We start from the raw sequence: 24439 nt of genomic DNA, 5'->3' as shown, positions 1-24439 counted from the left end.
GCTCGCTCATGACAACCAATCCCACCGTCACACTCCAATCCTGCCTGCTCGACAGAGAAGTGTGACACTTCTACTTTGCTAATGTGGGACATTTTAACTTTGCTGCTTCATTAACTTGTCGCATAAGCAACATTATGTTAAATTACCGCTCGGAAGGGTCGCTTTCCGTATAGTCCCGCAAACGCTGAATATCCGAGATCTCAGCGTGGTTTCTGTTGACCCGCACACCCATCGGTTTCAAACGGGAAAACGCTCTGCTCAGACTTTCCGGCTTCATGCCCAGACGTCCCGCGATCAGCATTTTGTCGTAGGGCAATTCAACTTCACATGTCCCGCCCTCGCAGTCACACAGGCTCAGAAGGAATTCCGCCACACGCTGCGCCCCGGTCTGCGCCTTGAGCTGCTCCAACTGGGACACCAGAGAATGCAAATGGGTGAAGGTCGACGCCAGAATGGATATGCCAATTTCAGGGTCTTCCTTCATCAGCGATATCAAAACGGGGCTGGGAATATGCATGACCTCGCAGGCCGAAACCGCCTCGGCCGAAACGGGATAAGGCACGTTGCGCAAGGCGACCGCTTCGCCAAAGCTTTCGCCGCGGGTGAACACGCTAACCACCGCCTCGGCCCCGGTCGGAGACATCCGGAACAGTTTGACCCAACCCGCCAGCACCACGTGCACGGCTCTGGCCTCTTCTTCCTGCAGAAAGATCGTCTCACCCCGGTCATAGGACCGCCAAATCGCGCGACTTAGCATGTGATCCACGTAGTGATCCGGCAGGCTTTTCAACAGCAGAGATTGCCGCGCGACGGCTTTTTGTTCCTCATGTGCCACGAATGCATCCCCCTGTTCCCGGACCGGTTTACCGGCCGGTTCATCCGTCCGCTTTAACCTATGCCGAACCGGTTTCGGATCACCAGCCCAAATCGGCCTGACAACTTGACTATTGTCATGTCACGCTTTGATCGCCCGCCCTATTGTCGCGTTAGTGCCAGCAACCCGAGGAGCCAGTCAGATGAATTATGACCGTTTTTTTGCCCAAAGCCTCGACGCGCTGAAGGACGAAGGAAACTATCGCGTTTTCATTGACTTGCAGCGACGCTGCGGTGCGTTCCCCAATGCACGCCAGACTGACGGCAACACCAGACGCGACGTGCGGATCTGGTGTTCGAATGATTATCTGGGCATGGGACAGCACCCCGGCGTAATCGCCGCCATGCATGACGCACTGGATCGCTGCGGCGCGGGCGCGGGCGGGACGCGCAATATATCGGGCACCACACATGATCACGTGCTGCTTGAACGTGAGCTGGCCGATCTGCATGGCAAAGAGGCGGCGCTGCTGTTTACCTCGGGCTATGTGTCGAATTGGGCGGCGTTGGGGACGCTGGCTGCGAAAATCCCCGGTCTGATTGTTTTCTCGGATGCGCTGAACCACGCCTCGATGATCGAAGGCATCCGCCACTCACGCGCGCAGAAGGTAATCTGGAAACACAATGACCTTGCCGATCTTGAGTCCAAGCTGGCCGCTGCCGACCCCGACGCCCCCAAGATGATCGCCTTTGAGTCGGTCTATTCCATGGATGGCGATATAGCGCCCATCAAAGAGATTTGCGATCTGGCCGACAAATACGGCGCGATGACCTATCTGGATGAGGTCCACGCCGTTGGTCTTTATGGTCCGCGCGGCGGCGGCATTGCCGAGCGTGAAGGTCTGATGGATCGCCTGACCGTGATCGAAGGCACGCTGGGCAAGGCGTTCGGTGTCGTCGGTGGTTATATCGCGGCCTCGGCCAGCCTGTGCGATTTCGTGCGCAGCTTTGCCAGCGGGTTCATCTTTACCACCGCCCTGCCCCCGTCGATTGCGGCCGGGGCTGCGGCCTCGATCCGGCATCTGAAACAGTCGAATGCGGAGCGCGACCTGCAGAAAACCCGCGTCGCTCAAGTCCGCGCGCGGCTGGATGCCGAAGGTATCCCCCATCTGCCCAACCCCAGCCACATCATTCCGGTAATGGTGGGCGATCCGGTGAAATGCAAGTTCATCTCTGACACGCTGCTGGAAGAGTTCGGCATCTATATCCAGCCGATCAACTACCCCACTGTCCCAAAAGGGACCGAGCGTCTGCGGATCACGCCCTCTCCGGTACATACAGAAGCGGATATCGACCATCTGGTCGGTGCGCTGTCGGCCCTGTGGCAACGCTGCCAAATCGCGCGGATGCCGATGGCAGCCCAGTAAGTCAAAGCGCCCCCTCGCTTGAAAAGCCGCCGCCCTTCGGGGCGGCGGCTTTTTGTCGGCCATTGCTTGGAAGGATCGCGCCTATGCGCCAACCAGTTGCCGATAGATCTGCGGCAGCGCCATGGTCAGGCGGTGCGGGTCGGGGATAACAGCGAAACCGCCCTGCCCGAACATGCGGGGGAACCAGCTTTTGCCGGTATTGTCGATGGTGACACCAAAGACCGATTGCCCAGCACGGCGGGCTTCGCGGATGGCCTGGCGGGTATCTTCGATACCGTGGCGCCCCTCGTAATGGTCCAGATCGTTCGGCTTGCCATCGGTAATCACCAGCAGCAAGCGGCGTTTGCGCGATTGTGCCGTCAGGTCGGCCGAGCAATGGCGGATCGCCGCGCCCAACCGCGTGTAGTGGCCAGGGCGCAGCGAGGCGATGCGCTGTTCAACAGTGCTGCCCATCGGCTCGTCGAACCGTTTGCAGCGCTGCACATAGACGCGCTGGCGTTTCAGTGAGCTGAAGGCGTGGATGGCGAAATCGTCGCCGCAAGCGTTCAGGCCCCAGGCGAGCGCAGCCAGCGCCTCGCGTTCGATGTCGATCACGGCTCGGCCTGTAACGGCGCTTTCGGTCGAGCGGCTGACATCCAGCAGGATCGAGACCGCCAGATCGCGCGCCACGGGGCGGGATTGCATCCAGATACGCTCATTGCCCTCGCCGCTGGCCATCCGGTCGGTCTCGGCGCGCACGGCGGCCTCGATATCCAACTGATCGCCATCCAGATGGCCGCGTGTCATCACGCGACCGGGGCGCAGGGCCTCGAACTGGCGCTTGACGGCGCGGATGCGGCGGGCGGTGGCGGGGTCTTTGCCGAACTCGGCGGCGTCTTCGCGGATATCGGCGTCGGACAGCAGCACGTTCACATGGTCCGGCAAATACTGACCGGTGCGCACATCCCACTCAGGATAGAGGATACGGCCCGACAGACGCTCGCGGTTCACATCCTCGGGGGCCAGATCCAGATGCAGTTTCAGCTTGGTGGGCGGCGCTTTGGAGATCTGGCCCAGCCCGATCTCTTCCTGATCATCGGCGGCTTTCTTGGCGTTGTCGGGGTCGTCATCGTCGATGCGCCGGTTGATGTTCAGAAACTCGGCCCAGCTCAGGATGGCTTCGAACTTGTGCAGAATGAAACTGTCACTGCGGTTTGCCTGATCGGATTTGCGGCGGCGGGCGCGGTGGGTTTTTTCACCGGACTCCTCGGGCTCGCCTTCGGTGTCGGGGTTTTCAACCTCATTATGTTCGGACAGGCCGACGGCGCGCAGCTCCGGCCACAGGGGGATCGGGCGGAGAGGCTGATAGCCGCGCGGGGCCTCAACCTGCAGGTCCAGATAGGCGCGGGCGCGGTCCGACAACGGATCGGGATCGCCCAGCATGTGCCGAATGAGGCTTTCGACAGCGGCCTCGACGGGTGGCAAGTCGGGCAGATTGCGCTGCATCAGCAGCCCCTTGCACAGTTCGGTATATAGCGGGCGCAAGCCGGGGGCATCGTCCAGCGTTGCGGCAACCATCTGCCGGGCAGCGGCCAGCGCGTGCAGATCGGCGCGCAGCGGGTCGTCCTCTTCAATGCGGGTGCCGGCATGGGCGGCGGCAGCAGCCAGCCAAACGTAAAGCGCGCCATTGGCTTCGCGCGCGGGGAACACCGCCAACCGGTCCGGCAAGCGCAGCACCTCACCATCGAATGACGCGCGCGGCATCAGCTCGGCCTCGGTGCCCAACCTTCGGCGCCAGCCCAGTCGGTGGCGGGACACCTCGGGGGAGACCGGGCGCAATTCTACGCCCGGACTCCCCCCAAGCCCTCGGAAGAGGACGGCCAGCCGCCCCGCGACCTGCGAGAGGTCGACCGCGGCTCCATCATGCACCAAAGGTGCATCGAGGCGGCTGGCAAGGGTGTGCCACAGTTTCCCGATCGTTTCTTCGGGTTCCCATGGCTCAAAATCGATCCTGACCATCGGCGGGCCTCACCCAAAGACAGCCGTGACAAGATCGAGGAGCCCGCGTTTGATGTCCTCATCATCTGTCAGAGGTTCAATCATGGCGGCAAGGATGGCGCGGTCGGTGGACATGCCCTGTGCGATCAGCGTCGCGGCATAGACAACCAGACGGGTGGAGACGCCTTCCTCAAGGTCCTGACCCTTCAGCCCGCGCAGCTTGTTCGCCAGCCGGATCAGCGGCTTGCAACGCTCCAGCGGCAGGCCACTTTCCTTGGCGACGACCTCGGCCTCCATCTGCGGCGACGGAAAGTCGAACTCCAGCGAGATGAACCGCTGCCGGGTCGAGGGTTTCAGGGTTTTCAGGATATTCTGATATCCGGGGTTATAGGAGGCCACCAGCATGAAACCGGGCGCGGCCTCAAGTTCCTCGCCGGTGCGGTCAATCGGCAGGATGCGCCGGTCGTCGGTCAGCGGGTGCAGCACGACGGTGACGTCCTTGCGGGCCTCGACCACCTCATCAAGGTAGCAGATCGCGCCTTCGCGCACCGCGCGGGTCAGGGGGCCATCGACCCAGACGGTTTCGCCGCCCTTCAGCAGGTAGCGCCCGATCAGGTCAGCGGCGGCAAGGTCATCATGGCAGGCTACGGTATACAGCGGGCGGCCAAGCTTGGCGGCCATATGCGCCACAAAGCGGGTCTTGCCGCAACCTGTCGGGCCTTTCAACAGAACCGGCAGATCGTTGGTGTAGGCGGCGGTGAACACATCGCATTCATCGCCCTGAGGCAGGTAGAAGGGGGCGTTTGCCGCCCCCTCGCTCAGTTGCATGGAGCCGTCCATATCCATCACTCCGCAGGGGTTTCGGCTGCGCCGGGTTCAATGATCTCTTTCCGGGGAACCCAGACCGAGTAGATGAACAACAGCGCACCAAGGACAACGACCACACCAGACCCCAGACGCATCCAGTAGAATATGGCGATCTGGTCCTGTACGTCCATGAAGTAGTCGCCGATCACCCGTTGCATGTGGGTTTGCACGGTGCCGCCAAAGGTCAGCACGAAGGTCATGAAGACCATGCCCGAGGACATCAGCCAGAACGAGGCCATGTTCATCACCTGATTATACGGATCACTGTTTTTCAGGATCGGCATCGCATAGCTGAAGATCGCCAGGTTGAGGCAGACGTATGCTCCGTAAAAGGCCAGGTGACCGTGGGCGGCAGTGATCTGCGTGCCGTGGGTATAATAGTTCACCCCGTGCAGCGTGTGCAGAAAGCCCCAGACGCCGGCACCAAAGAAGGCAAGCGTGGCACAGCCCAGCGACCACAGCAGCGCGGCCTTGTTGGGATGGTCCCGTCGGCCTTTCCAAACCATGACGAAGGCAAAGGCCATCATCGCAAAGAACGGGATCACTTCGAGGCTTGAGAAGATCGAGCCGATCCACTGCCAATACCCCGGCGTGCCGATCCAGTAGTAATGGTGCCCGGTGCCAAGAATGCCCGAGAACAGCGCGGCGGCGACAATGACATAGAGCCATTTCTCGACCACCTCACGGTCCACGCCTGTCAGCTTGAGCATCAGATAGGCCAGGATTGAGGCCATGATCAGCTCCCACACGCCTTCAACCCACAGGTGGACGACATACCACCAGTATTGCTTGTCCAAAGACAGGTTGCCGGGGTTGTAGAAGGCAAACAGGAACAGCAGCGCCAGACCCCACAGACCCAACAGCAGGATGTTGGTGATCGCGGTTTTCTTGCCCTTCAGCACCGTCAGCGAGACGTTGTAGAGGAAGATCAGCGCCGCGACGACAATGCCGGCCTTGACCCATTTGGGTTGCTCAAGGAACTCGCGCCCCTCTTTGCCCAGCAGCCAGTTGCCTTCGAACAGGTTGAACGTATAGGTCAGCACCACGCCCAGCGTACCAAGGATCAGGATCGCCAGCTGGATATAGGCCAGCGTGGGCGAATGGATCTCGCGCTCGGCCTCTTCGGGCACAAGGAAATAGGCCGCGCCGAAAAAGCCGGTGATCAGCCAGACGATCAATGCATTGGTGTGCAGCATCCGCACAATGTTGAACGGCAGCAGATCAGACAGGAAGTTGGGATAGACATAGATCAGACCGGCCAGCAGGCCGCCGATCACCTGGATCGCGAACAGGCCCATTGCGAATGCGAAATACGCGTAGGCCACTTTTTGGGATTCATATTTCATTGTTCCGGTTCCCTTCTCAGCCCGCCTCGTTGGGCGGCCAGTCCTGAGCGTCAATATTGTCCGTCCAGATCAGGAAGTTCGCCAGATCGCGGATCTCTTCGTCGCTGAGGTTGAAATTGGGCATCTGCCGGCGACCGGGAATGCCGGTCGGCTGCGCCTCCATCCAGCCCTTGAGGGACTCAAAGGCCGATTCCGGGTCGTCCAGCACGCCCCAGCGGGTCATCACGTTGCCGACTTCGGGGGCATAGTAGGCGCCCTCGCCCAGGATCGTATGACAGTTGATACAGGCGTGTTTTTCCCAGACATGTTTGCCCCGGACCACGCTTTCATCCAGCTTGGCGGTGTTTTCCGACCGCAGGATATACAGGTGGGAATGGGCCGACAAAGCCAGAAAGATAAGGATAAAGAACAGGGACCCGCCGTAGAATATATTGCGAGCCATGCTCTTGGTCATGACTTCTCGCATCGCGCTCTCCTTTGCGCAGATTAGCTAGTGGGGGCAGAATGGCGGCTGGGCAGGCCCGGCTCCTTAACGAAAGTCAAGCCTGCGGGATTTTACGCGGACCGGCGCGCGCGAGGGCCGGTCAAAGCGGGCCACATCGCCAGCAAATACAGGGCAAAGGCCGCAACCCACAGCCCGTCCGACAGCAGCATCGCCACCAGATAGCCCGCGTTCAGATCGGTGCCGACCCAGCGGGTCAGCGCGGCCACGGCCATCAGCCCATAGGCCACCACCATCGGTCCCGGTGCGACCAGCGCGCGCCCGCTGTGGCCCAAGGCGGCGCGACTCATGACGGCCAGGGTCATGCCGCCGACGCAGCCAATGCCCAGCACGTGCAGCGCGGCGACCTCATTGCCCAGGCCAAGCCCGGCCAACCCCCACAGGATCATACCCAGTGCCAACATGCCCAACCCCAGATGCAGCGCCAGCAATATCGGCTGCCGCAGGGTCCAGCAGGTGCGCCAGCGCGCCATGCGCAGCACCTGAACCCCGCCCAGCACCACGGCCACCACAGCGAGAACCGGACCGATGCCAAAGACCAGCGCGCTGATCGGCAGGACCAGCGCCAACGCCATCACCGCCTTATCCAGCACTGCGACCGAAACCGGCCACGCTGCCTCGGGCAGGCCAGCGCGTTTCATGGCATTGCGCGTAAAAGCAGGGGTGATCCGCCCACCCAGAATGGCGATCATGGCGCATAAGGTCAGCAGGCCAGCGCGCAGCCCGGTTTGCAGCGTGTTCTCCGTCAGGCCGATCCATTCCAGATGCGTCAGCAGATCCGCCACCCAGATCAGCACCAGCAGTAAAAGAAAGATCATGTTCTGCGGCTTTGGCCGCCGCATCAGCTGGGTCGCAATCTTGGCCGCCAGAACCGGCACAAAAGCCAGATCGACCACAGCGACCACGACAGGCGGTACCATCCCTGAAAACCACATCGCCATTCGCCCGGCCAACCACAAGGCAGCGGCCAGAGTAATAAAGCGCGCGCGCGCGTCCGGGGCACCGGTCCAGTTCGGCACCGCTGTCAGGAAAAACCCGCCAAGCGCTGCGGTGGCGTAGCCGAAAACCATCTCGTGGGCATGCCACATTGGGGGCGTCATCCCGTAGGCCGGGGCTAGATAGGGCACGCTCAGCCACAAACCCCAAACCAACCCGACAAACAGGCCGTAAATCCCGGCAGACAGAAAGAAAACACGAAATCCCTCACCGAAAATACGGGTGATGATCGCGGGCATGGCTGCTCTCCTTGACGGTTTTTGGAACCTCTATCAGGGCGAGCGCAGCGACCGCTTAACCAAAGTCAAAACGCGGAAAACATGCCTGTAAGAGTCAGATTTTATTGTGTGAATTTTTCGGTTTTCGCTTCACCTCCGACAAATTTGCGACGGCGCTGTTGACTTTCGTCAAGGAGCGCCGGTCGGCGATGTCTCAGGCTTGGGGCTGCCTCACCACGCAAACGGAGAGTGATCATGTCACTTGCAATCAGCTACAACAAAACCGGTCGCGCCTTTGGGGTCGGTTTGGCGATGCTGCTGGGCAGCGCCGCCGCGCCAGTCTTTGCAGAAGGGCCAACGCTTAGCGACGAAGCATTTGAATCGTCCAAACAACTGTATTTTGAACAATGCGCAGGGTGCCACGGCGTGCTGCGCAAAGGGGCGACGGGTAAGAACCTGGAGCCGCATTGGAAGAAAACCGCAGCCGACGGCACCGTGACCGAAGGCGGCACCCTCGCGCTGGGTCAGGATCGTCTTGAAAAGATCATCGCCTGGGGCACCGAGGGCGGCATGAACAACTTCTCGGACATCATGTCCGAGCAGGAAATCAAGGATATGGCGACCTATATCATGATGGACGCCCCCAAGCCGCCTGAAATGTCGCTGGATCAGATGAAGGCCACCCGCAAGGTCTATGTAGAAGAAGCCGACTATCCGACCGAGCCTCTGCACGGTCGCAACTGGGAAAACTTCTTTGTCGTGATCGAACGGGATGCCGGCAAGGTGGCCGTGATCGATGGCGACACCAAAGAGGTTCTGGTCCACATCCCCACCGGCTATGCGGTGCACGTGATCAAAGCGTCCGAGCATCACAAGGTCGAAGAACCCGAACAGCCCGGCCGGTTCTGGTACACGATGGGTCGTGACGGCAAGATGACCAAGATCGACCTGTGGCAGACGCCGGACAAGATGTTGGTGTCCGAAGTGACCATCGGCTATGACGCGCGTGACGTGGCCATCTCGGGCGATGGGAAATACGTGATCGGTGGGGCCTATTGGCCGCCGCACTTTGCAATCGTGGATGCGGTGACGATGGAGCCGCTCAAGGTGGTGTCGACCCGTGGCGTGAATATCGACGGCGATTATGTCGAAGAAAGCCGCGTAGCCGCGATCTATACCACTCCAAACGTCCCAAGCTGGCTGGTTGCGGTGAAAGAACTGGGTCAGATGTGGCAGGTCGATTATTCCGATATCGACAACCTGCGCATCGACAAGATCGACACCGCCAAGTTCCTGCATGACGGGTTCTTTGATCCCACAGGCCGGTATTTCCAGATCGCCGCCAACGCGTCGAACAAGATGGTTGTGGTCGACACCCACGAACGCAAGCTGGAATCGCTGATCGACGTGGCCGCCCTGCCGCACCCCGGCCCCGGCGCCAACTGGAACGACCCGAACTGTGGTCCTGTGGCCGGTACGACTCACCTTGGCGTGGGCACCGTGACCGTCTGGGGCAACGATCCCGAAAACCGTCCCGACGATGCCTGGAAGGTCTGCTACGAGGTCGAAACCGACGGGCCCGGCCTGTTCATCCGCACCCACCCGAATTCAAAATACGTGTGGGCGGACCAGACCAAGCACCCCGAGCCTGAGATCCAGCAATCGGTTCAGGTCATCGACAAGGAAACCGGTGAGATCGTGAAAACGATCCAGTTGACCGAACAGGAAGGCCACGCCGCCGTCCATTTCGAGTTCAACGCCGACGGGACCGAGGTCTGGGTGTCGAACTGGAACCTGGCGGACTCGCTGGAGCCCAACGGTGAGATCGTGATCTACGATGCCGAAACGCTGGAAGAAAAAGCGCGCATCAAAGGTCTGTTCGCGCCGACCGGCAAGTTCAACGTCTACAACCGGTCGAACCACGTCACCTGACTCGGTTGCCACCAACACCGGAAAGGGCGGGCCCCTCGCCCGCCCTTTCCCCGTTTTCCCCTCAGCCAACGCTCGGGCCTGACACGCCGGGCCAGTCAAGCAAACGGAGCCCGATATGACCTCGGAACCGGATAAGAAACCACCGATCTGGCGTCGGTATTTCCTGTGGGGAATGCCCGTGGCCGGGATTGCCGCGGCCTTTGTCGGCGGCATCATCTTCTGGGGCGGGTTCAACACCGCCATGGAAGCCACCAACACCAAGGAATTCTGCGTCTCGTGCCACGAGATGCGCGATTTCGTCTACGAGGAATACACAGGCACGATCCACGATGTGAACCGATCCGGCGTCGGCGCGGTCTGTTCCGATTGCCACGTGCCCAAGGACTGGACGCATAAGATCATCCGCAAGATCAAGGCGTCCAAAGAGCTGTATGGCAAGATGGTCGGCACCATCAACACCCGCGAGAAATTCGAAGCCAAACGCGTGCATCTGGCGATGAATGAATGGGAACGGATGAAATCCACCGACTCGCGCGAGTGCCGCAACTGTCACGATTTCGAATCCATGATGCCCGAGTTTCAGAAACCCCGCGCACGTCAACAGCACCTGAACGCGATGACCGTGGGCCAGACCTGTATCGACTGCCACAAGGGGATCGCCCATTCGGACGCGCGGGATCGTGCGGATGAGGAGTATCTGGAAAAGCTTGAAGCCCCGAACCCTGCCTTTATCCGCGAGATCCCGGCCGAATATCTGGCCAGCCTTGCCCGGGTAGAAGCCAAGGAAGCCGCCGAATCCGAGGCTGAAAAAGCCGCGCGCGCTGCCCAGCAAGAAGCGGTGCAGGCGCAGATCGCCGCCGCGGTCGAGGCTGCTCTGGCCGAGCAGCAGACAGGGGATTCAGCATCTTCAGGCGGTGGCAGCGATGTTGCCCCCGGTATCGACTGGACCGCTGTGGCCAGCGCCGACATGAAACTGTTCTACCCCGGCCAGGCCTCATTCGAATGGGTCCAGAACGGCAAGTTCCACGGCGGGGCACGCCCGCTGACCAAGGGGGGCGATCAATGTTCGACCTGTCACGCCAAGGAGCTGGACACGATCGGCAACAAGATCGTGGCAGGGGGTGAGCTTGAACCCACGCCGATCCCCGGCAAGCGCGGTGTGATCGACGCAACCGTTCAGGCGGCCCATGATGACGAAAACCTGTATATCCGTCTGCAATGGCCGGATGCGGGCCACAGCCCTGCCCCCTTTGTTGATGGCGGCAAGATGGACCCCGACAACCAGATCAAGGTGGCCATGATGATCACCGGCACCGGCATCGAGTTGGGCGATCAGGTGGGCTGCTGGGCCTCGTGCCACGCCGACAACAGCTATATGCCCTTCGCCCCCGAGGGTGATGCGATTGCCGCCAATGGTGATGTCTCGGGCCGCCTGACCGCGCAGGACACCGTGACCAAATACATCAGCGAAAGCCGGACAGAGGTTGAGGTCAAAGGCCGCCGTGGAAAGGCGCTGGGGGGCTGGGACAAGCTGCAAGCGGCTGAACAGATCGAGCAGTATCTGGCCGATGGCACCTATCTGGACCTGATGCGCGTCTATGCCGATGGCAGCGCCACCAATGGCTATCTGCTGGAGCAGCGCGTGGTCAATGACGGCGAGATCGCGGCTTCGGCCAGCCTCGACGCGGGTGTCTGGACGGTGGTCTTCACCCGTCCGCTCAACTCGGGCGCGCCGGGTGACGTGCCGCTTGAGGCAGGGAAAACCTACACGGTGGGCTTTGCCATCCACGATGACTTTGCCGCCGCCCGGTTCCACCACGTGACGCTGGATACCAGCCTGGCGCTGGACGACGACAGCGCGTTCATCAACGTGGTCAAACAGTAAAGGACCGGGGCCGGGCAATCCGGCCCCTTCCCCGTTGAAGAGGAGATTTGGACGATGCACCCCCAACACCTTCTTCCCGCGCTGCTGCTTCTGGCCGCGCCCGCATGGGCCGACGACACCGCCGCGCTGTGTGCCGAGGCCGAGGACCGCTATGTCGACCTGTTCGGCCAGCCCTCATCCGCGGTTGAGGATGCTGAGGTTGTCTTGATGTATCAATACACCTTCTGCCCGGTCGAACTGACGGTCAAGGCAGGCACTACGGTCCGCTGGGTGAACGTGGACAAACGCACCAGCCATTCGGTTCTGCTGAAAGACGGCAGCGCACCCGAAAGCGACCGGCTTTTCCCCGAGGAATCGGTGGACATGACCTTTCTCACCCCCGGACCGCAGGACTACCTGTGTGGCCCGCATTGGGAAACCCAGAACATGATCGGAATGATCACCGTCGAACCCTGAGCCGAGGCAGACATACAGGCAAGATGAAGGAGCGCGGGCGCAAATCCCGCGCTCCTTAACTTTAGTCAAGGCAAGGCGGATCAGAATGCGGGAAGCTTGGCGCATGACACGCCCGGTCCGCCCAGCGACGTCCCAGACACGCAGCGCAAATCCGGGTTTCGACCACATTCAGACCAAGCGAGTTTGCACATGAGCGGTAAGGTTTTTCTGATAGGCGCTGGCCCCGGCGACCCCGAGCTGATGACCCTGCGCGCGCTGCGAATGCTGCAAGAGGCGGATGTGGTGGTCTATGACCGTCTGGTCTCGGACGATATTCTGAACCTGCACGCGGATGGCGCGCGGCTGATCCCGGTGGGCAAAGCGCCCAAATGCCATACGGTACCGCAGGATCAGATCAACGACATCCTCGTCGAAGAGGCCCGCGCCGGTCACACGGTCGCGCGGCTGAAAGGTGGCGATCCGATGATATTCGGGCGCGGCTCGGAAGAGGCCGCCTATCTGATGGCCCACGGCATCCCCGTTGAATACGCGCCGGGGATCACGGCGGCGCAGGGGGCATCGTGCTCCACCGGCGTGCCGCTGACCCATCGTGGGCTGGCGACCTCAGTGCAATATGTCACCGGGCACCGGCAGGCCGACAAAGTGCTGGATCTGGATTGGAAACGTCTGGCCGACCCGGATTCGACGCTGGTTGTCTATATGGGCGTGGCCAATATCGGCCAGATCGCCATGGGGCTGATGACCGAGAACCTGCCCGGATCAACCCCGGTTCTGGCCGTCGGCAAAGCCACCACGCCGGATGAACGCCGTCTGGTCTCGCGGCTGGACCGGCTGGCCGCCGATGCGCGCGCGGCTGATCTGAAAGCGCCGACCTTGTTTATCATCGGCAAAGTGGTGTCGCTTTATGCAGACCAGCCCATAGCTGATTTGCTGGAGCAGGCGCATGGCTAGTTTGGCTCAATCCTGCAGCGTTCGAACCAAAGGCTGGACCGCGCACGCAATCCTCACAACCGCCGTGCTTGTGGCCACGACAGCCTTTGCTGCCGACACGCTGGACCCCAACGTCCTGAAACGGCTGGTGCATCAGGATTGCGGCTCGTGCCACGGCCTGTCGCTGAAAGGCGGGCTTGGCCCCGATCTGCGGCCCGAAACCCTGCAACATTACGACGCCGAGGTTCTGACCGGCGTCATCCTGGACGGTATCCCAGATACCGCGATGCCCCCATGGAGGCCCCTGATCAGCGAAGAAGAGGCCGAATGGATCGCTCGCTACCTGCTGCAACAGGAGACCCCATGAAAACGCTTGTCCTCACCCTCGCCGCCGCGCTGATGCTTGGCACGGCGCAGGCCGAACCCACCGCGACCGGCGATCTGGGCCTTGTGATCGAACGGGCCAATGGCTCGGTCCTGCTTGTGGATCAGTCCGACCGCGCCGCGCTCGCGCGGATTGAGGGGCTGGGCGATCTGTCCCATGCCTCGCTCGTCTATTCCCCTGATGAACGCTTTGCCTATGTCTTCGGGCGTGACGGAGGGTTGACCAAGGTTGATATCGTCACCCGCCAGATCGCGGCGCGTGTTGTGCAGGCAGGCAATGCCATCGGCGGCGCGATTTCGGATGACGGTAAACTGGTCGCCGTGTCGAACTATGAACCCGGCGGCGTGCGCGTCTTTGATGCGGACACGCTGGACATGGTCGCCGACATCCCCACCGGCAGCAAAACCATCGGTCTGGTCGATGCACCGGGCCGCCGGTTCGTGTTCACCATGTGGGACACGGGCGAGACTTGGATTGCTGATTTCTCGAACGGCGCCCCCGCGATCACCAAGATCCCCGACATGGGCAAAAACCCTTATGACGCGCTGATCACCGCCAATGGCCGCACCTATATCACCGGTCTGTTTGGTGAGGACGGCCTGACCGCGCTGGACTTATGGGCCGAGACGCCCGAACCCATCCGCGTGCTGCCTAATTACGGGCGCGGGCAAGAGGACATGCCGGTCTACAAGATGCCCCATCTGGAAGGTTGGGCGCTGACAGGCCGCGAATTCGTATTGCCCGCAGTGGGTCATCACGAGGTTCTGTGGATCGACGCCGACACCCTGTCCGAGACCGGGCGCACGAAAACCCACGGCCAGCCGGTCTTTGCCATGGCGCGGCCCGACGGACGACAGGTCTGGGTGAATTTCGCCCACCCGCTGAACGACACGATCCAGGTGATCGACTCGGTCAGCAAGCAGATCATCCACGAATTCAAACCGGGCCCCGCGGTGCTGCATATGGAGTTCACCCCGCGCGGGCATGAGGTCTGGATCAGCGTGCGAGACGCAGGCAAGGTCATGGTCTACGACACGCAGAGCTTCGAAAAACTGCGCGAGATCGAGGCCGACAGCCCCTCGGGGATCTTCTTTACCGCCCGTGCACACAGAACGGGGCTGTAAGCGATGAAACATATCACCGACCCGACAGACCGCCGCTTGCTGGACGAATTCCAACGCGATTTTCCCATCACCGACCGCCCGTTTCAGGTTCTTGCGGACGCACTGGGTCTGGACGAGACCGAAGTTCTGGATCGTCTGGCCCGGATGCGCAAAACCGGGCGTATAACAAGGGTGGGCGCGACGATTGCTCCCGGCGCGGTATCTGCCAGCACATTGGCGGCTGTGGCGGCACCCGACGCCCGACTGGAAGAGGTCGCCGCCATCATTGATGCAGAACCCGGCGTGAACCACAATTACCAGCGCGAGGATGACTGGAACCTGTGGTTTGTCGCCACCGGCCCGGACCGGGCGCATGTGGATGAAACCCTGGCGCGGATTGCGCAGCGCACCGGGCTGCAGGTTCTGGACCTGTGGCTGGTGCGTCCTTTCAATGTGGATCTGGGCTTTCGCATGTCAGGCGCAACGCGCAATGTGCCCGGCCCGCGGCGCGTTGACCGCTCGGCCATGCAGGATGGTGACCGGACGGTATTGCAGGCGCTCAGTTCCGGGTTGCCTCTGGTGGCTGAGCCCTATGCGCTGCTGGCGCACGCGCTGGGATGCAGCACCCTGCATGTCATGAACCGGATCAGGGCACTGCATACGGCAGGTATCATCTCGCGCTTGGGCGTCATCGTCCGCCATCGCGCGCTTGGCTGGTCGGCCAATGCGATGGTCGTTTGGGACATGCCCGCTGATCAGGTCAACACCGCGGGTCCCGCTTTGGCCGCGCATCCCGGCGTGACTCTGTGCTATGAACGTAACCCGGTCGAGGGCGTCTGGCCCTATCGTCTCTATTCCATGATTCACGCCCGCTCGCGCTCCGAAGCGTTGCAGACTCTGGCTGGGGCCGCCGCCCTGCCCGATCTGGCGGGCGCGCAGCACAAGGTGCTGTTTTCCACACGCTGCTTCAAACAGACCGGCGCGCTGATCCAACCGAAGGAGGCAGCCGCATGACCCTGGACGACACCGACCGCGCAATCCTGAACCGGATGCAGGATGATCTGCCGCTGACCCCGCACCCCTATGCCGCGATTGCCGAGGAGTTGGGGATCGCGGAATCCGATCTGCTGACCCGCCTGAGCCGGATGAAACAGGACCGCGTCATCACCCGCTTCGGCCCCTTCTTTGACGCCGCCGCCATGGGCGGGGCCTTTTGCCTTTGTGCCATGGCCGTGCCTGCGCAGGATTTTGAAACCGTCCTGACCAAAGTCAATGCGCACCCCGAGGTCGCGCATAATTATGAGCGCACGCACCGGCTGAATATGTGGTTCGTTCTGGCGACAGAGACGCCCGAAGGGATTGCCGCAACAGCCAAAGCCATCGAACGGGAAACCGGGATCACCGTCTTGCAATTTCCCAAACTTCAGGAATTTTTCATCGGTTTCCGGGTAGCAGCATGATCGACGCAAAAGACCGCCAGATTATCGAGGCCCTGCAGGGCGGCCTGCCCCTTGTGCCCGCACCGTACCGGCAGGTCGCCGAGGAACTGGGTCTTGAGGAAGACGATCTGCTGTTTCGTCTGGCCGATATGAAATCGCGCGGCGTGATCCGGCGCATCGCAGCGGCCCCCAATCATTACAAGCTGGGCATGACCTCGAACGGGATGACCGTCTGGGATGTGGCCGACGACCGCGTGGCTGATCTGGGCAACCGGATCGGCGCGCTTCCCTTTGTCACGCACTGCTATGAACGCCCCCGCGCCCTGCCCGACTGGACCTATAACCTGTTCGCCATGGTCCACGGCACCGACCCTTCCGAAGTCGAAGAAAAACGCTCCGAGATCGCGGCGATCCTGGGTGATGCCTGCCGGTCGCAGGACATCCTTTATTCCACGCGCATCCTGAAAAAGACCGGGCTGCGCCTGAAACAGAAAGGCTGAGATATGTTCCGCCTGACCGAATACATGCACCAACTGGTCAACCCGACCCCCGTGCGCAATCGTCGCCCCGGCCCGGTGAAGCCAGTGGTTATCTGGAACCTGACCCGGCGCTGCAACCTGAAATGCCGCCATTGTTATACCGTCTCGGCGGATGTGGCCTTCCCCGGTGAGCTCAGCCACGAGCAAGCCATGGTAACCCTAGAGGATCTGGGCCAATTTCGCGTCCCGGCCCTGATCCTCTCGGGTGGGGAGCCTCTGGACCGGTTCGATTTCTTCGACATCGCCAAACGTGCACGAGAGTTGGTGCCGATGCTGGCGCTGTCCACCAATGGCACGCGGATTCACGATGAGACCGCCGACATGATCGCCGATGTAGGGTTCAACTATGTGGGTATTTCTCTGGACGGGATCGGGGCCACAAATGACTGGTTCCGCGGGGTTGAGGGCGCCTTTGCCGATGCCCTGCGCGGTGTGCGCGAATGCAAGAAACGCGGCATCAAGGTTGGCCTGCGCTTCTGCCTGACCGAGGGCACCCAGCACCACCTGCCCGATCTGCTGCAACTGTGCGATGACGAAGGCGTCGATAAGTTCTACCTGTCGCATCTGGTCTATGCCGGACGCGGCGACAAAAACCGAGGCGAGGATGCCGAACATCTGCGCACCCGCAAAGGGCTGGACCTGCTGCTGGACCGCGCGTGGGAGGCCGCGTCTGGCGGGCGTCCTCTGGACATCGTGACCGGGAATAACGACGCCGATGCCGGATATTTCCTGAATTGGGTCCGCGCGCGGTTCGACGCGGACAAGGCCGCCCATGTGCGGGATCATCTGGCAGCGTGGGGCGGAAACTCCAGCGGGTTGGGCGTGGCCAATATCGACAATCTGGGCCGCGTGCATCCCGACACCTATTGGTCGGATTACACGGTCGGTAATGTAAAGACCAAGCCGTTTTCCGAGCTGTGGACCAGTGATGATCCGATGCTGGCGATGCTGCGCACCCGTCCGCGCCCGCTCAAGGGACGCTGTGGCGCGTGTCGGTTGAAGGACGTCTGTGGCGGCAACACCCGCATCCGGGCCCTGCAACTTACCGGTGATCCATGGGCCGAAGATCCGGCCTGTTATCTGAGCAATCAAGACATCGGTGTTGAGGATGCAGCTGAGCGCCTGCAGGTCACACCGTTCCGGGGGAAAAGCCATGATCCGGCGCATCAATTCTTCTGACACTCTAAAAATCGGCACTTTATGCGCGCTGCTGCTGGCGGGCTCCTCATGGGCCGATGCGCCCTCGGATTACGCCGAGTTCTGCGCCTCGTGCCATGGCGAGAACCGTCTGGGTGGGGTTGGTCCGGCGCTGATCCCCGAGACGCTCAAGCGGATGCGCGGCCCGCGGGTGGCCTCGGTGATTGCCGAGGGGCGGACAGCCACACAAATGCCCGCCTTTGCCCATGAGCTGGATGCGTTGCAGATCGAAGAATTGGCAGGTTGGTTGAAATCCCCGCTGGAGACCGACCCCGAATGGGGCGAAGCCGATATCATGGCCAGCCGTACACTGGACGATGGCTATGTGCCGGTCGATGCGCCCGTCTGGGACAGTGATCCGATGAACATCACGCTGGCGGTTGAAACCAGCGATCACCATGTCAGCGTGCTGGACGGCGACACGTTCGAGGTTCTGGACCGGTTCGAGACGCCGTTTGCCGTGCACGGCGGGCCAAAATTCAGCCCCGATGGGCGCTATGTGTTCATCATGTCCCGCGATGGCTGGGTGCAAAAGTATGACATCTGGGCGCTGCAACAAGTGGGCCGCGTGCGCGCGGGCCTGAACAGCCGCAACATCGCCATGTCGGGCGATGGCAAATGGGTGGCTGTGGCGAATTACCTGCCCAATTCGCTGACTTTGCTGTCGACCGAGGACCTCTCGGTGGCGACGGTTATCGAGGTCAAAAGCAAGAAAGGCGTGCCGAGCCGGGTTTCCGCCGTGTATCAGGCGCCGCCGCGCGAAAGCTTTGTGCTGGCGTTGAAAGATGTGCCCGAGATCTGGGAGGTCTTCTATGGTGCCAACCCGCCGCAATTCGGGCTGGGGCATGATTTCCGGATCGAGGGGCAGTTCAAGAACCCCAACCCCTTCCCGGTGCGCAAGATCACCACGCCCGACTATCTGGACGACTTCTTTTTCGACCAGAGTTACGAATATGTCATGGGCGCCTCGCGCGATGGCAAAGGCGGGCAGGTGATTGATCTGGTGATCGGACATAAGGTAGCCGATCTGGACCTGCCTGGCATGCCGCATCTCGGATCGGGGATTACGTGGAAACATGGCGACACAACCGTGATGGCGACGCCGCATCTGACCGATGGCACCGTGTCGGTGATCGACATGGAAAGCTGGAAGACCATCAAGCGGATCAAGACCGAAGGGCCGGGGTTCTTCATGCGCAGCCATGAGAATTCGCCCTATGTCTGGGCAGATGTGTTCTTTGGGCCCAACAAGGACGCCATGCATGTGATCGACAAGCAGAGCCTTGAGATCGTCAAAACCCTGCGCCCTGCCCCCGGCAAGACCGTGGCCCATGTGGAGTTCACCAAGGATGGCCGCCACGCGCTGGTTTCCATCTGGGAGGATGATGGCGCAGTGATCGTCTATGACGCGCAGACGTTGGAAGAGGTCCGTCGCCTGCCGATGCGCAAACCGTCTGGGAAATACAATGTCTGGAACAAAATCACCTTCTCGGAAGGCACCAGCCACTGAAGGCAAATGGCCGGTTTGGAAACTGGCTGCGCTGCTGTATCCGGCCACGATGCTGGCCGTGGCGATCAACCTGTTTCTGGCCGGGTTGATCGCCCATGGCCTTGGCTTCGTGGCGATGTCTCCCGTGACAGCGCTGATCTGGTCGGTGCCTCTGGGGGTGCCTGCCTCCTGGCTCGCGGGCCGTTGGGTGCGCGGATTGATGGATGAGGCAGACGAATAAAATAAGTTATATCCTATTGTTTTTAGGGTATTTTTGTCTTTCATTAAATTCTTATCGACTCGAAAACAAATGACTTAAGTCAAGTATCGGGCCGCCCGAATCCCCTAGTATTCAAGAATAGAATACCGAGTTGGATTTTCCATGCCCGCCCCTAACCCTCTGCACAACCTCCCTGTTCGCGCGTCCCGCGTGGCTTGTGCTTTGGCGGGCATTATCCTGCTGCTGTTGCAAATGCTGAGCCCGGTTCTGGCGAGTACCGGGGAAAGCATGTGGGTGGAAATCTGCTCGGAGGCAGGAGCGGTCTGGGTTCAGGTCGACCTTGAGGAAGGAACCGAAGACCCGACCGCGCCCTGCCCGAAATGCGCCGACTGCGCCCTGTGTGCGATTACGGCAGCGGCCCCTGTGCCAGACCTGCCCGTGGTGACTGGGGACGGGTTTGTTCAACCCGTCCGTTACGTGACTCGCGATCTGGTCACTGCACATAACGTAAAAAAACTGTGGCCCGAAACCCGAGGCCCCCCGTGCGCATCCCAAGAAGACTCTGTACGCGCCCTGCGCGCGCCTCTGGCGTCCACCTTAACTATCGGAGGTGCGCCATGGTCGTAAGTCGCGCATTCCACACCCTGCTGGCCTTTGCCCTGTCCTGCCTGATAGCGAGCAGCGCCCATGCCGACAGCCTTGCCAGCTTCCTGCCCGAGATTGACCCCGCCGAACTGACCCCCGGTGCCGACGCCTTTGGCCCGGTGCGCGAGGACGTGCCCGTTGCCCCCGTTCTGAAGGGCGGCGAGACCGTGGCCTGGGCCTTCCTGACATCCGATTTCGTGGGCACCACCGGCTATTCCGGCAAACCCATCCACGTGGTCGCGGCCATTGACGATGATGCGGTGCTGACCGGTGTGAAGCTGGCCAAACACTCGGAACCGATCGTGCTGATCGGCATCCCGAACGCGCGCATGGTCGAGCTGACCGAAGGCTATGCCGGGCTGGACCTGAAGGTCGAGGCCGAAACCGGAGGTGAGGGGCATGACCTCGATATCATCTCGGGGGCCACCGTCACGATCATGGTGATTGATGACAGCCTTGTGCGTGGTGGCATCAAAGTGGCGCGGGCGCTGGGTCTGGGGGGCTTGTCCCCCGTGCAGGCCGATGGTCCCAAACGCGAAGTCGATCTGGCGCAGGATACTGTTTATGACTGGACCACGCTGGCCGGGGACGGATCAGTCCGCCGCCTGACGCTGGATATCGGTCAGGTCAACGCGGCCTTTGCCGCCACAGGCGATCAGCGTGCCATCAAACGGCCCGAACCGGGCGCGCCGGATGACACCTTCTTCGACATGCATCTGGCGCTGGTCTCGGTGCCCTCGATCGGCAAGTCGCTGCTGGGTGAGGCCGAATATCAGAACATGGCCGAATGGCTGGATGAGGGCGAGCAGGCCATTCTGGTGCTGGGTCGCGGGGCCTATAGCTTCAAGGGCTCGGGCTATGTGCGCGGCGGGATCTTTGACCGGATTCAGCTGATCCAAGGCGACAGTTCGGTCCGGTTCTTCGACAAGCAACAGCGCCGTCTGGGTGCGGTCGCCGCCCCGGATGCGCCCAGCTTTACCGAGTTGGACATCTTCAAAATCCCCGCTAATGCCGAGTTCGACCCGGCCGAGCCGTTCCGCCTGCAACTGCTGGTGCAACGGGCCGTGGGCGCGGTCGAAAAGACGTTTTTGACCTTCGATCTGGGCTACAAACTGCCCGAGCAGTATCTGCTGCCCATCGCCGCTGCTGTGGTTTTCGATGACGCCACCGGCGAGGCTGCGGCAAAGGCTGCCCTGTGGCAACGCATCTGGAAAGACCGCGTGGTCGAGATCTTCATTCTTGGCGCAATGCTGCTGGTGCTGACGGCGACCTTCTTCTTTCAGTTCCACGCCACAATGAATGCGCGGGTCTTTTACTGGTTCCGCATCGGGTTCCTGACCATGACGCTGTTCTTTATCGGCTGGTACGCCAATGCACAGCTGAGCGTGGTGAACCTGATGGCGCTGGCGGGCAGCCTGCGCACGGGGTTCTCGTGGGACGCCTTCCTGCTCGACCCGCTGGTCTTTATCCAATGGTTCGCCGTCGCCGCCGCTCTGCTTTTCTGGGGTCGCGGAGCCTATTGCGGCTGGCTGTGCCCGTTTGGAGCGTTGCAAGAGCTGACCAACAAGATTGCGCGCGCGCTGAAAGTGCCACAATGGACCCTGCCCTGGGGTCTGAATGAACGCCTCTGGCCAGCGAAATACATGATCTTCCTCGTGCTGTTCGGGATCAGTTTTGTCTCGATCCCGCTGGCCGAGAAATATGCCGAGGTCGAGCCGTTCAAGACCGCGATCATTCTGAAATTCATGCGCGACTGGCCTTTCGTGGTCTTTGCGCTGGCCCTGCTGGGGATCGGGCTGTTCGTGGAACGGTTCTATTGCCGCTATCTCTGCCCGTTGGGTGGAGCGCTGGCGATCCCCGCCCGTATCCGTATGTTCGACTGGCTGCGCCGCTACCCCGATTGCGGCAGCCCCTGTCAGACCTGCGCCAATGAATGCCCCGTTCAGGCGATCCACCCCACCGGTGAGATCAATCCGAACGAGTGCGTCACCTGCCTGCATTGTCAGGTGCTCTACCAGTCCGAGGACAAATGTCCCGTCGTTATCCGCCAGTTGAAACGGCGGGCCAAGACAGGGTCGGTCAACCTCAAGACCCCCCTCGGACAACCACCGGCGAACCATCCGAACGCCAAACCGCAAACCGTTTCCTAAAAGGAGGAACGATCATGTCGGAACATGACAAGAAACTGAACATCACACGTCGCGGGATGCTGGGTGCGACCGCCACCGGCGCCGTGATTGCCGGGACCGGCCTGGGCTCGACCCTGATGACCGCACGCGAGGCAAGTGCTGCTGCGAATGCGCATCTGGAGCCGGGTGAGTTGGACGAATATTACGGCTTCTGGTCCTCGGGCCAAACCGGTGAGCTGCGCATCTTAGGCGTGCCGTCCATGCGCGAGCTGATGCGGGTGCCGGTGTTCAACCGCTGCTCGGCCACTGGCTGGGGTCAGACCAATGAATCGCTGAAGATCCTGACCGAAGGCCTGCTGCCTGAAACCAAAGAGTTCCTGGCCGCTAACGGCAAGGTCACCTACGACAACGGCGACCTGCACCACCCGCATATGTCCTTCACCGATGGCACCTATGACGGCCGCTATCTGTTCATGAACGACAAGGCCAATACCCGCGTGGCCCGTGTGCGCTGCGACGTGATGAAATGCGACAAGATCATCGAGATCCCGAACGCCCATGACATCCACGGCCTGCGTCCGCAGAAATACCCGCGCACCGGTTATGTCTTTGCCAATGGCGAACATGAGGCCCCGCTGGTCAATGACGGCCAGATCCTCGACGATCCGTCGCAATACGTGAACATCTTCACCGCGATTGACGGCGACACGATGGAGATCGCCTGGCAGGTGATGGTGTCGGGCAACCTCGATAACACCGACTGCGATTATCAGGGCAAATATGCATTCTCGACCTCGTACAACTCGGAAATGGGCATGAACCTGGCCGAGATGACCGAGAGTGAGCTGGACCACGTGGTCGTGTTCAACCTCAAAGGCATCGAAGACGCGATTGCGGCGGGCAACTATCAGGAGCTGAACGGCGTCAAGGTCGTGGACGGCCGGAAAGAGGCTGGCGGCAACCTGACCCGCTACATCCCGATCCCGAACTCGCCCCACGGTGTGAACGCCGCGCCCGACAAGAAACACATCATGATCAACGGCAAGCTGTCGCCAACCGTGTCCGTGATTGATGTCGAAAAAGTCGACGCGCTTTTTGCTGACAACGCCGATCCACGCTCGGCAATCGTTGCGGAACCGCAACTGGGCCTTGGCCCGCTTCACACTGCGTTCGACGGCAAGGGCAACGCCTACACCACCCTGTTCCTGGACAGCCAAGTGGTGAAATGGGACATCGCCAAAGCCATCGAAGCTTATGGCGGCGCGGACGTCGATCCGATCCTCGACAAGGTGGACGTGCAATATCAGCCGGGTCACAACTCGACCTCGATGGGTGAAACCGCCGAGGCGGATGGCAAGTGGCTGATTTCGATGAACAAGTTCTCGAAAGACCGCTTCCTGAACGTGGGACCGCTGAAACCTGAGAATGAGCAGCTGATCGACATCTCGGGCGACAAGATGAAGGTGGTCCATGACGGGCCTACATTTGCCGAGCCGCATGACTCGATCCTTGTGCACCGCTCCAAGGTGAACCCGGTCAATGTCTGGGATCGCAACGACCCGATGTGGGAAGATGCCCGCAAACAGGCCGAAGCCGACGGCGTCGATCTGGACTATGGCGCGGAAGAACCGATCCGGGATGGCAACAAGGTTCGGGTCTACATGACCTCGGTCGCACCTGTCTTCAGCATGGAGAAGTTCACCGTCAAGCAAGGCGACGAAGTCACTGTCTATGTCACCAACCTGGATGATGTGGACGACGTGACCCACGGTTTCTGCCTGTCGAACTTCGGCATCGCGATGGAGGTTGCGCCGCAGGCCACTGCCTCGGTCACGTTCATTGCCGACCGTCCGGGCGTGCATTGGTTCTATTGCCAGTGGTTCTGCCACGCGCTGCACATGGAAATGCGCGGCCGGATGTTTGTTGAGCCGCGGAGCGCGTAAG

General features: G+C 61.1%; 22 protein-coding genes. 16 read left to right on the top strand and 6 right to left on the bottom strand.

The window, feature by feature from the left end; all coding sequences use genetic code 11:
- Nucleotides 1-142: 142 nt before the first annotated feature.
- A complete protein-coding gene (locus ACR0MS_RS17950) occupies nt 143-835 on the bottom strand; it encodes a Crp/Fnr family transcriptional regulator (RefSeq protein WP_480576603.1) in 693 nt (230 codons plus the stop codon).
- Between the two features lie 181 nt (nt 836-1016).
- Between ACR0MS_RS17950 and hemA the strand changes: the two genes are divergently transcribed.
- A complete protein-coding gene (gene hemA, locus ACR0MS_RS17945; RefSeq protein ID WP_480576606.1) occupies nt 1017-2240 on the top strand; it encodes a 5-aminolevulinate synthase in 1224 nt (407 codons plus the stop codon).
- A gap of 81 nt (nt 2241-2321) precedes the next feature.
- On the opposite strand, the gene ACR0MS_RS17940 is transcribed toward hemA, so the two are convergent.
- The 5 genes from ACR0MS_RS17940 to ACR0MS_RS17920 form a co-directional block, all read right to left on the bottom strand.
- The gene (locus ACR0MS_RS17940; protein WP_480576609.1) at nt 2322-4238 is read right to left on the bottom strand and encodes a nitric oxide reductase activation protein NorD; all 1917 of its coding nucleotides are present in this window, start codon (nt 4236-4238) and stop codon (nt 2322-2324) included.
- Nucleotides 4239-4247: 9 nt separating this feature from the next.
- Nucleotides 4248-5057: an AAA family ATPase gene (locus ACR0MS_RS17935; RefSeq protein ID WP_480576612.1), complete on the bottom strand. Its 810-nt coding sequence runs from the start codon at nt 5055-5057 to the stop codon at nt 4248-4250.
- Between the two features lie 5 nt (nt 5058-5062).
- On the bottom strand, nt 5063-6430 hold the full coding sequence (locus ACR0MS_RS17930; protein WP_480576615.1) for a cbb3-type cytochrome c oxidase subunit I: 1368 nt from the start codon (nt 6428-6430) through the stop codon (nt 5063-5065).
- A 16-nt stretch (nt 6431-6446) separates the two neighbouring features.
- Nucleotides 6447-6896 (bottom strand): c-type cytochrome, encoded by a 450-nt coding sequence (locus ACR0MS_RS17925; protein WP_170771892.1) that lies wholly within the window; start codon nt 6894-6896, stop codon nt 6447-6449.
- Nucleotides 6897-6985: 89 nt separating this feature from the next.
- Nucleotides 6986-8167 carry an NnrS family protein gene (locus ACR0MS_RS17920; protein ID WP_480576619.1) on the bottom strand — a complete coding sequence of 394 codons (1182 nt, stop codon included), beginning with the start codon at nt 8165-8167 and terminating at the stop codon, nt 6986-6988.
- A gap of 234 nt (nt 8168-8401) precedes the next feature.
- Here ACR0MS_RS17920 and ACR0MS_RS17915 point away from each other — a divergent pair, with 234 nt between their 5' ends.
- The 15 genes from ACR0MS_RS17915 (at nt 8402) to nosZ (ending at nt 24438) form a co-directional block, all read left to right on the top strand.
- Nucleotides 8402-10078 carry a cytochrome D1 domain-containing protein gene (locus tag ACR0MS_RS17915; protein WP_480576622.1) on the top strand — a complete coding sequence of 559 codons (1677 nt, stop codon included), beginning with the start codon at nt 8402-8404 and terminating at the stop codon, nt 10076-10078.
- 115 nt (nt 10079-10193) lie between these two features.
- Nucleotides 10194-11963, top strand: a complete 1770-nt coding sequence (locus ACR0MS_RS17910; RefSeq protein WP_480576625.1) for a NapC/NirT family cytochrome c — start codon at nt 10194-10196, stop codon at nt 11961-11963.
- 54 nt (nt 11964-12017) lie between these two features.
- Nucleotides 12018-12419, top strand: coding sequence for a cupredoxin domain-containing protein (locus ACR0MS_RS17905; protein ID WP_480576627.1), 402 nt, complete (start codon nt 12018-12020; stop codon nt 12417-12419).
- Between the two features lie 189 nt (nt 12420-12608).
- Nucleotides 12609-13370, top strand: coding sequence for a uroporphyrinogen-III C-methyltransferase (gene cobA / locus ACR0MS_RS17900; RefSeq protein ID WP_480576630.1), 762 nt, complete (start codon nt 12609-12611; stop codon nt 13368-13370).
- A complete protein-coding gene (locus ACR0MS_RS17895) occupies nt 13363-13716 on the top strand; it encodes a c-type cytochrome (protein WP_480576633.1) in 354 nt (117 codons plus the stop codon). Before cobA ends, ACR0MS_RS17895 begins: the two co-directional genes overlap by 8 nt.
- A complete protein-coding gene (locus tag ACR0MS_RS17890) occupies nt 13713-14858 on the top strand; it encodes a cytochrome D1 domain-containing protein (protein ID WP_480576636.1) in 1146 nt (381 codons plus the stop codon). The genes ACR0MS_RS17895 and ACR0MS_RS17890 overlap by 4 nt, the downstream gene beginning before the upstream one ends.
- Nucleotides 14859-14861: 3 nt before the next feature.
- Nucleotides 14862-15851 (top strand): siroheme decarboxylase subunit beta, encoded by a 990-nt coding sequence (ahbB, locus tag ACR0MS_RS17885; protein ID WP_480576640.1) that lies wholly within the window; start codon nt 14862-14864, stop codon nt 15849-15851.
- A complete protein-coding gene (locus ACR0MS_RS17880; protein ID WP_480576643.1) occupies nt 15848-16297 on the top strand; it encodes an Lrp/AsnC family transcriptional regulator in 450 nt (149 codons plus the stop codon). The genes ahbB (ACR0MS_RS17885) and ACR0MS_RS17880 overlap by 4 nt, the downstream gene beginning before the upstream one ends.
- Nucleotides 16294-16776 (top strand): siroheme decarboxylase subunit beta, encoded by a 483-nt coding sequence (gene ahbB, locus ACR0MS_RS17875; protein WP_480576646.1) that lies wholly within the window; start codon nt 16294-16296, stop codon nt 16774-16776. Before ACR0MS_RS17880 ends, ahbB (ACR0MS_RS17875) begins: the two co-directional genes overlap by 4 nt.
- 3 nt (nt 16777-16779) lie before the next feature.
- Nucleotides 16780-17994, top strand: a complete 1215-nt coding sequence (gene nirJ / locus ACR0MS_RS17870; RefSeq protein WP_480576649.1) for a heme d1 biosynthesis radical SAM protein NirJ — start codon at nt 16780-16782, stop codon at nt 17992-17994.
- Nucleotides 17969-19522: a cytochrome D1 domain-containing protein gene (locus ACR0MS_RS17865; protein ID WP_480576652.1), complete on the top strand. Its 1554-nt coding sequence runs from the start codon at nt 17969-17971 to the stop codon at nt 19520-19522. Before nirJ ends, ACR0MS_RS17865 begins: the two co-directional genes overlap by 26 nt.
- Entirely contained in the window at nt 19479-19742 is a 264-nt protein-coding gene (locus tag ACR0MS_RS17860; protein ID WP_480576655.1) for a hypothetical protein, read from the top strand. The genes ACR0MS_RS17865 and ACR0MS_RS17860 overlap by 44 nt, the downstream gene beginning before the upstream one ends.
- Before the next feature lie 141 nt (nt 19743-19883).
- Nucleotides 19884-20348 (top strand): DUF2946 family protein, encoded by a 465-nt coding sequence (locus ACR0MS_RS17855; RefSeq protein ID WP_480576658.1) that lies wholly within the window; start codon nt 19884-19886, stop codon nt 20346-20348.
- Nucleotides 20339-22516 carry a 4Fe-4S binding protein gene (locus ACR0MS_RS17850; RefSeq protein WP_480576661.1) on the top strand — a complete coding sequence of 726 codons (2178 nt, stop codon included), beginning with the start codon at nt 20339-20341 and terminating at the stop codon, nt 22514-22516. Before ACR0MS_RS17855 ends, ACR0MS_RS17850 begins: the two co-directional genes overlap by 10 nt.
- A 14-nt stretch (nt 22517-22530) precedes the next feature.
- The gene (nosZ, locus tag ACR0MS_RS17845; protein ID WP_480576664.1) at nt 22531-24438 is read left to right on the top strand and encodes a TAT-dependent nitrous-oxide reductase; all 1908 of its coding nucleotides are present in this window, start codon (nt 22531-22533) and stop codon (nt 24436-24438) included.
- Nucleotide 24439 lies beyond the last annotated feature (1 nt).

Source organism: Ruegeria sp. CJ2 (genome assembly GCF_056536745.1).
Note: the sequence above shows the minus strand (reverse complement) of the source record. Positions and strands in the feature narration are given on the sequence as shown.

Bases quoted from the DNA above. Each gene is read 5' to 3' on its own strand.
- ACR0MS_RS17880 (WP_480576643.1), top strand. From the start codon at position 15,848: ATGACCCTGGACGACACCGACCGCGCAATCCTGAACCGGATGCAGGAT.
- ACR0MS_RS17915 (WP_480576622.1), top strand. From the start codon at position 8,402: ATGTCACTTGCAATCAGCTACAACAAAACCGGTCGCGCCTTTGGGGTC.
- ACR0MS_RS17895 (WP_480576633.1), top strand. From the start codon at position 13,363: ATGGCTAGTTTGGCTCAATCCTGCAGCGTTCGAACCAAAGGCTGGACC.
- ACR0MS_RS17935 (WP_480576612.1), bottom strand. From the start codon at position 5,057: ATGGACGGCTCCATGCAACTGAGCGAGGGGGCGGCAAACGCCCCCTTC.
- ACR0MS_RS17890 (WP_480576636.1), top strand. From the start codon at position 13,713: ATGAAAACGCTTGTCCTCACCCTCGCCGCCGCGCTGATGCTTGGCACG.
- ACR0MS_RS17860 (WP_480576655.1), top strand. From the start codon at position 19,479: ATGTCTGGAACAAAATCACCTTCTCGGAAGGCACCAGCCACTGAAGGC.
- ahbB (WP_480576646.1), top strand. From the start codon at position 16,294: ATGATCGACGCAAAAGACCGCCAGATTATCGAGGCCCTGCAGGGCGGC.
- ACR0MS_RS17930 (WP_480576615.1), bottom strand. From the start codon at position 6,430: ATGAAATATGAATCCCAAAAAGTGGCCTACGCGTATTTCGCATTCGCA.
- nosZ (WP_480576664.1), top strand. From the start codon at position 22,531: ATGTCGGAACATGACAAGAAACTGAACATCACACGTCGCGGGATGCTG.
- ACR0MS_RS17910 (WP_480576625.1), top strand. From the start codon at position 10,194: ATGACCTCGGAACCGGATAAGAAACCACCGATCTGGCGTCGGTATTTC.
- ACR0MS_RS17865 (WP_480576652.1), top strand. From the start codon at position 17,969: ATGATCCGGCGCATCAATTCTTCTGACACTCTAAAAATCGGCACTTTA.
- cobA (WP_480576630.1), top strand. From the start codon at position 12,609: ATGAGCGGTAAGGTTTTTCTGATAGGCGCTGGCCCCGGCGACCCCGAG.
- ACR0MS_RS17940 (WP_480576609.1), bottom strand. From the start codon at position 4,238: ATGGTCAGGATCGATTTTGAGCCATGGGAACCCGAAGAAACGATCGGG.
- ACR0MS_RS17855 (WP_480576658.1), top strand. From the start codon at position 19,884: ATGCCCGCCCCTAACCCTCTGCACAACCTCCCTGTTCGCGCGTCCCGC.
- ACR0MS_RS17850 (WP_480576661.1), top strand. From the start codon at position 20,339: ATGGTCGTAAGTCGCGCATTCCACACCCTGCTGGCCTTTGCCCTGTCC.
- ACR0MS_RS17920 (WP_480576619.1), bottom strand. From the start codon at position 8,167: ATGCCCGCGATCATCACCCGTATTTTCGGTGAGGGATTTCGTGTTTTC.
- ahbB (WP_480576640.1), top strand. From the start codon at position 14,862: ATGAAACATATCACCGACCCGACAGACCGCCGCTTGCTGGACGAATTC.
- nirJ (WP_480576649.1), top strand. From the start codon at position 16,780: ATGTTCCGCCTGACCGAATACATGCACCAACTGGTCAACCCGACCCCC.
- hemA (WP_480576606.1), top strand. From the start codon at position 1,017: ATGAATTATGACCGTTTTTTTGCCCAAAGCCTCGACGCGCTGAAGGAC.
- ACR0MS_RS17905 (WP_480576627.1), top strand. From the start codon at position 12,018: ATGCACCCCCAACACCTTCTTCCCGCGCTGCTGCTTCTGGCCGCGCCC.
- ACR0MS_RS17925 (WP_170771892.1), bottom strand. From the start codon at position 6,896: ATGCGAGAAGTCATGACCAAGAGCATGGCTCGCAATATATTCTACGGC.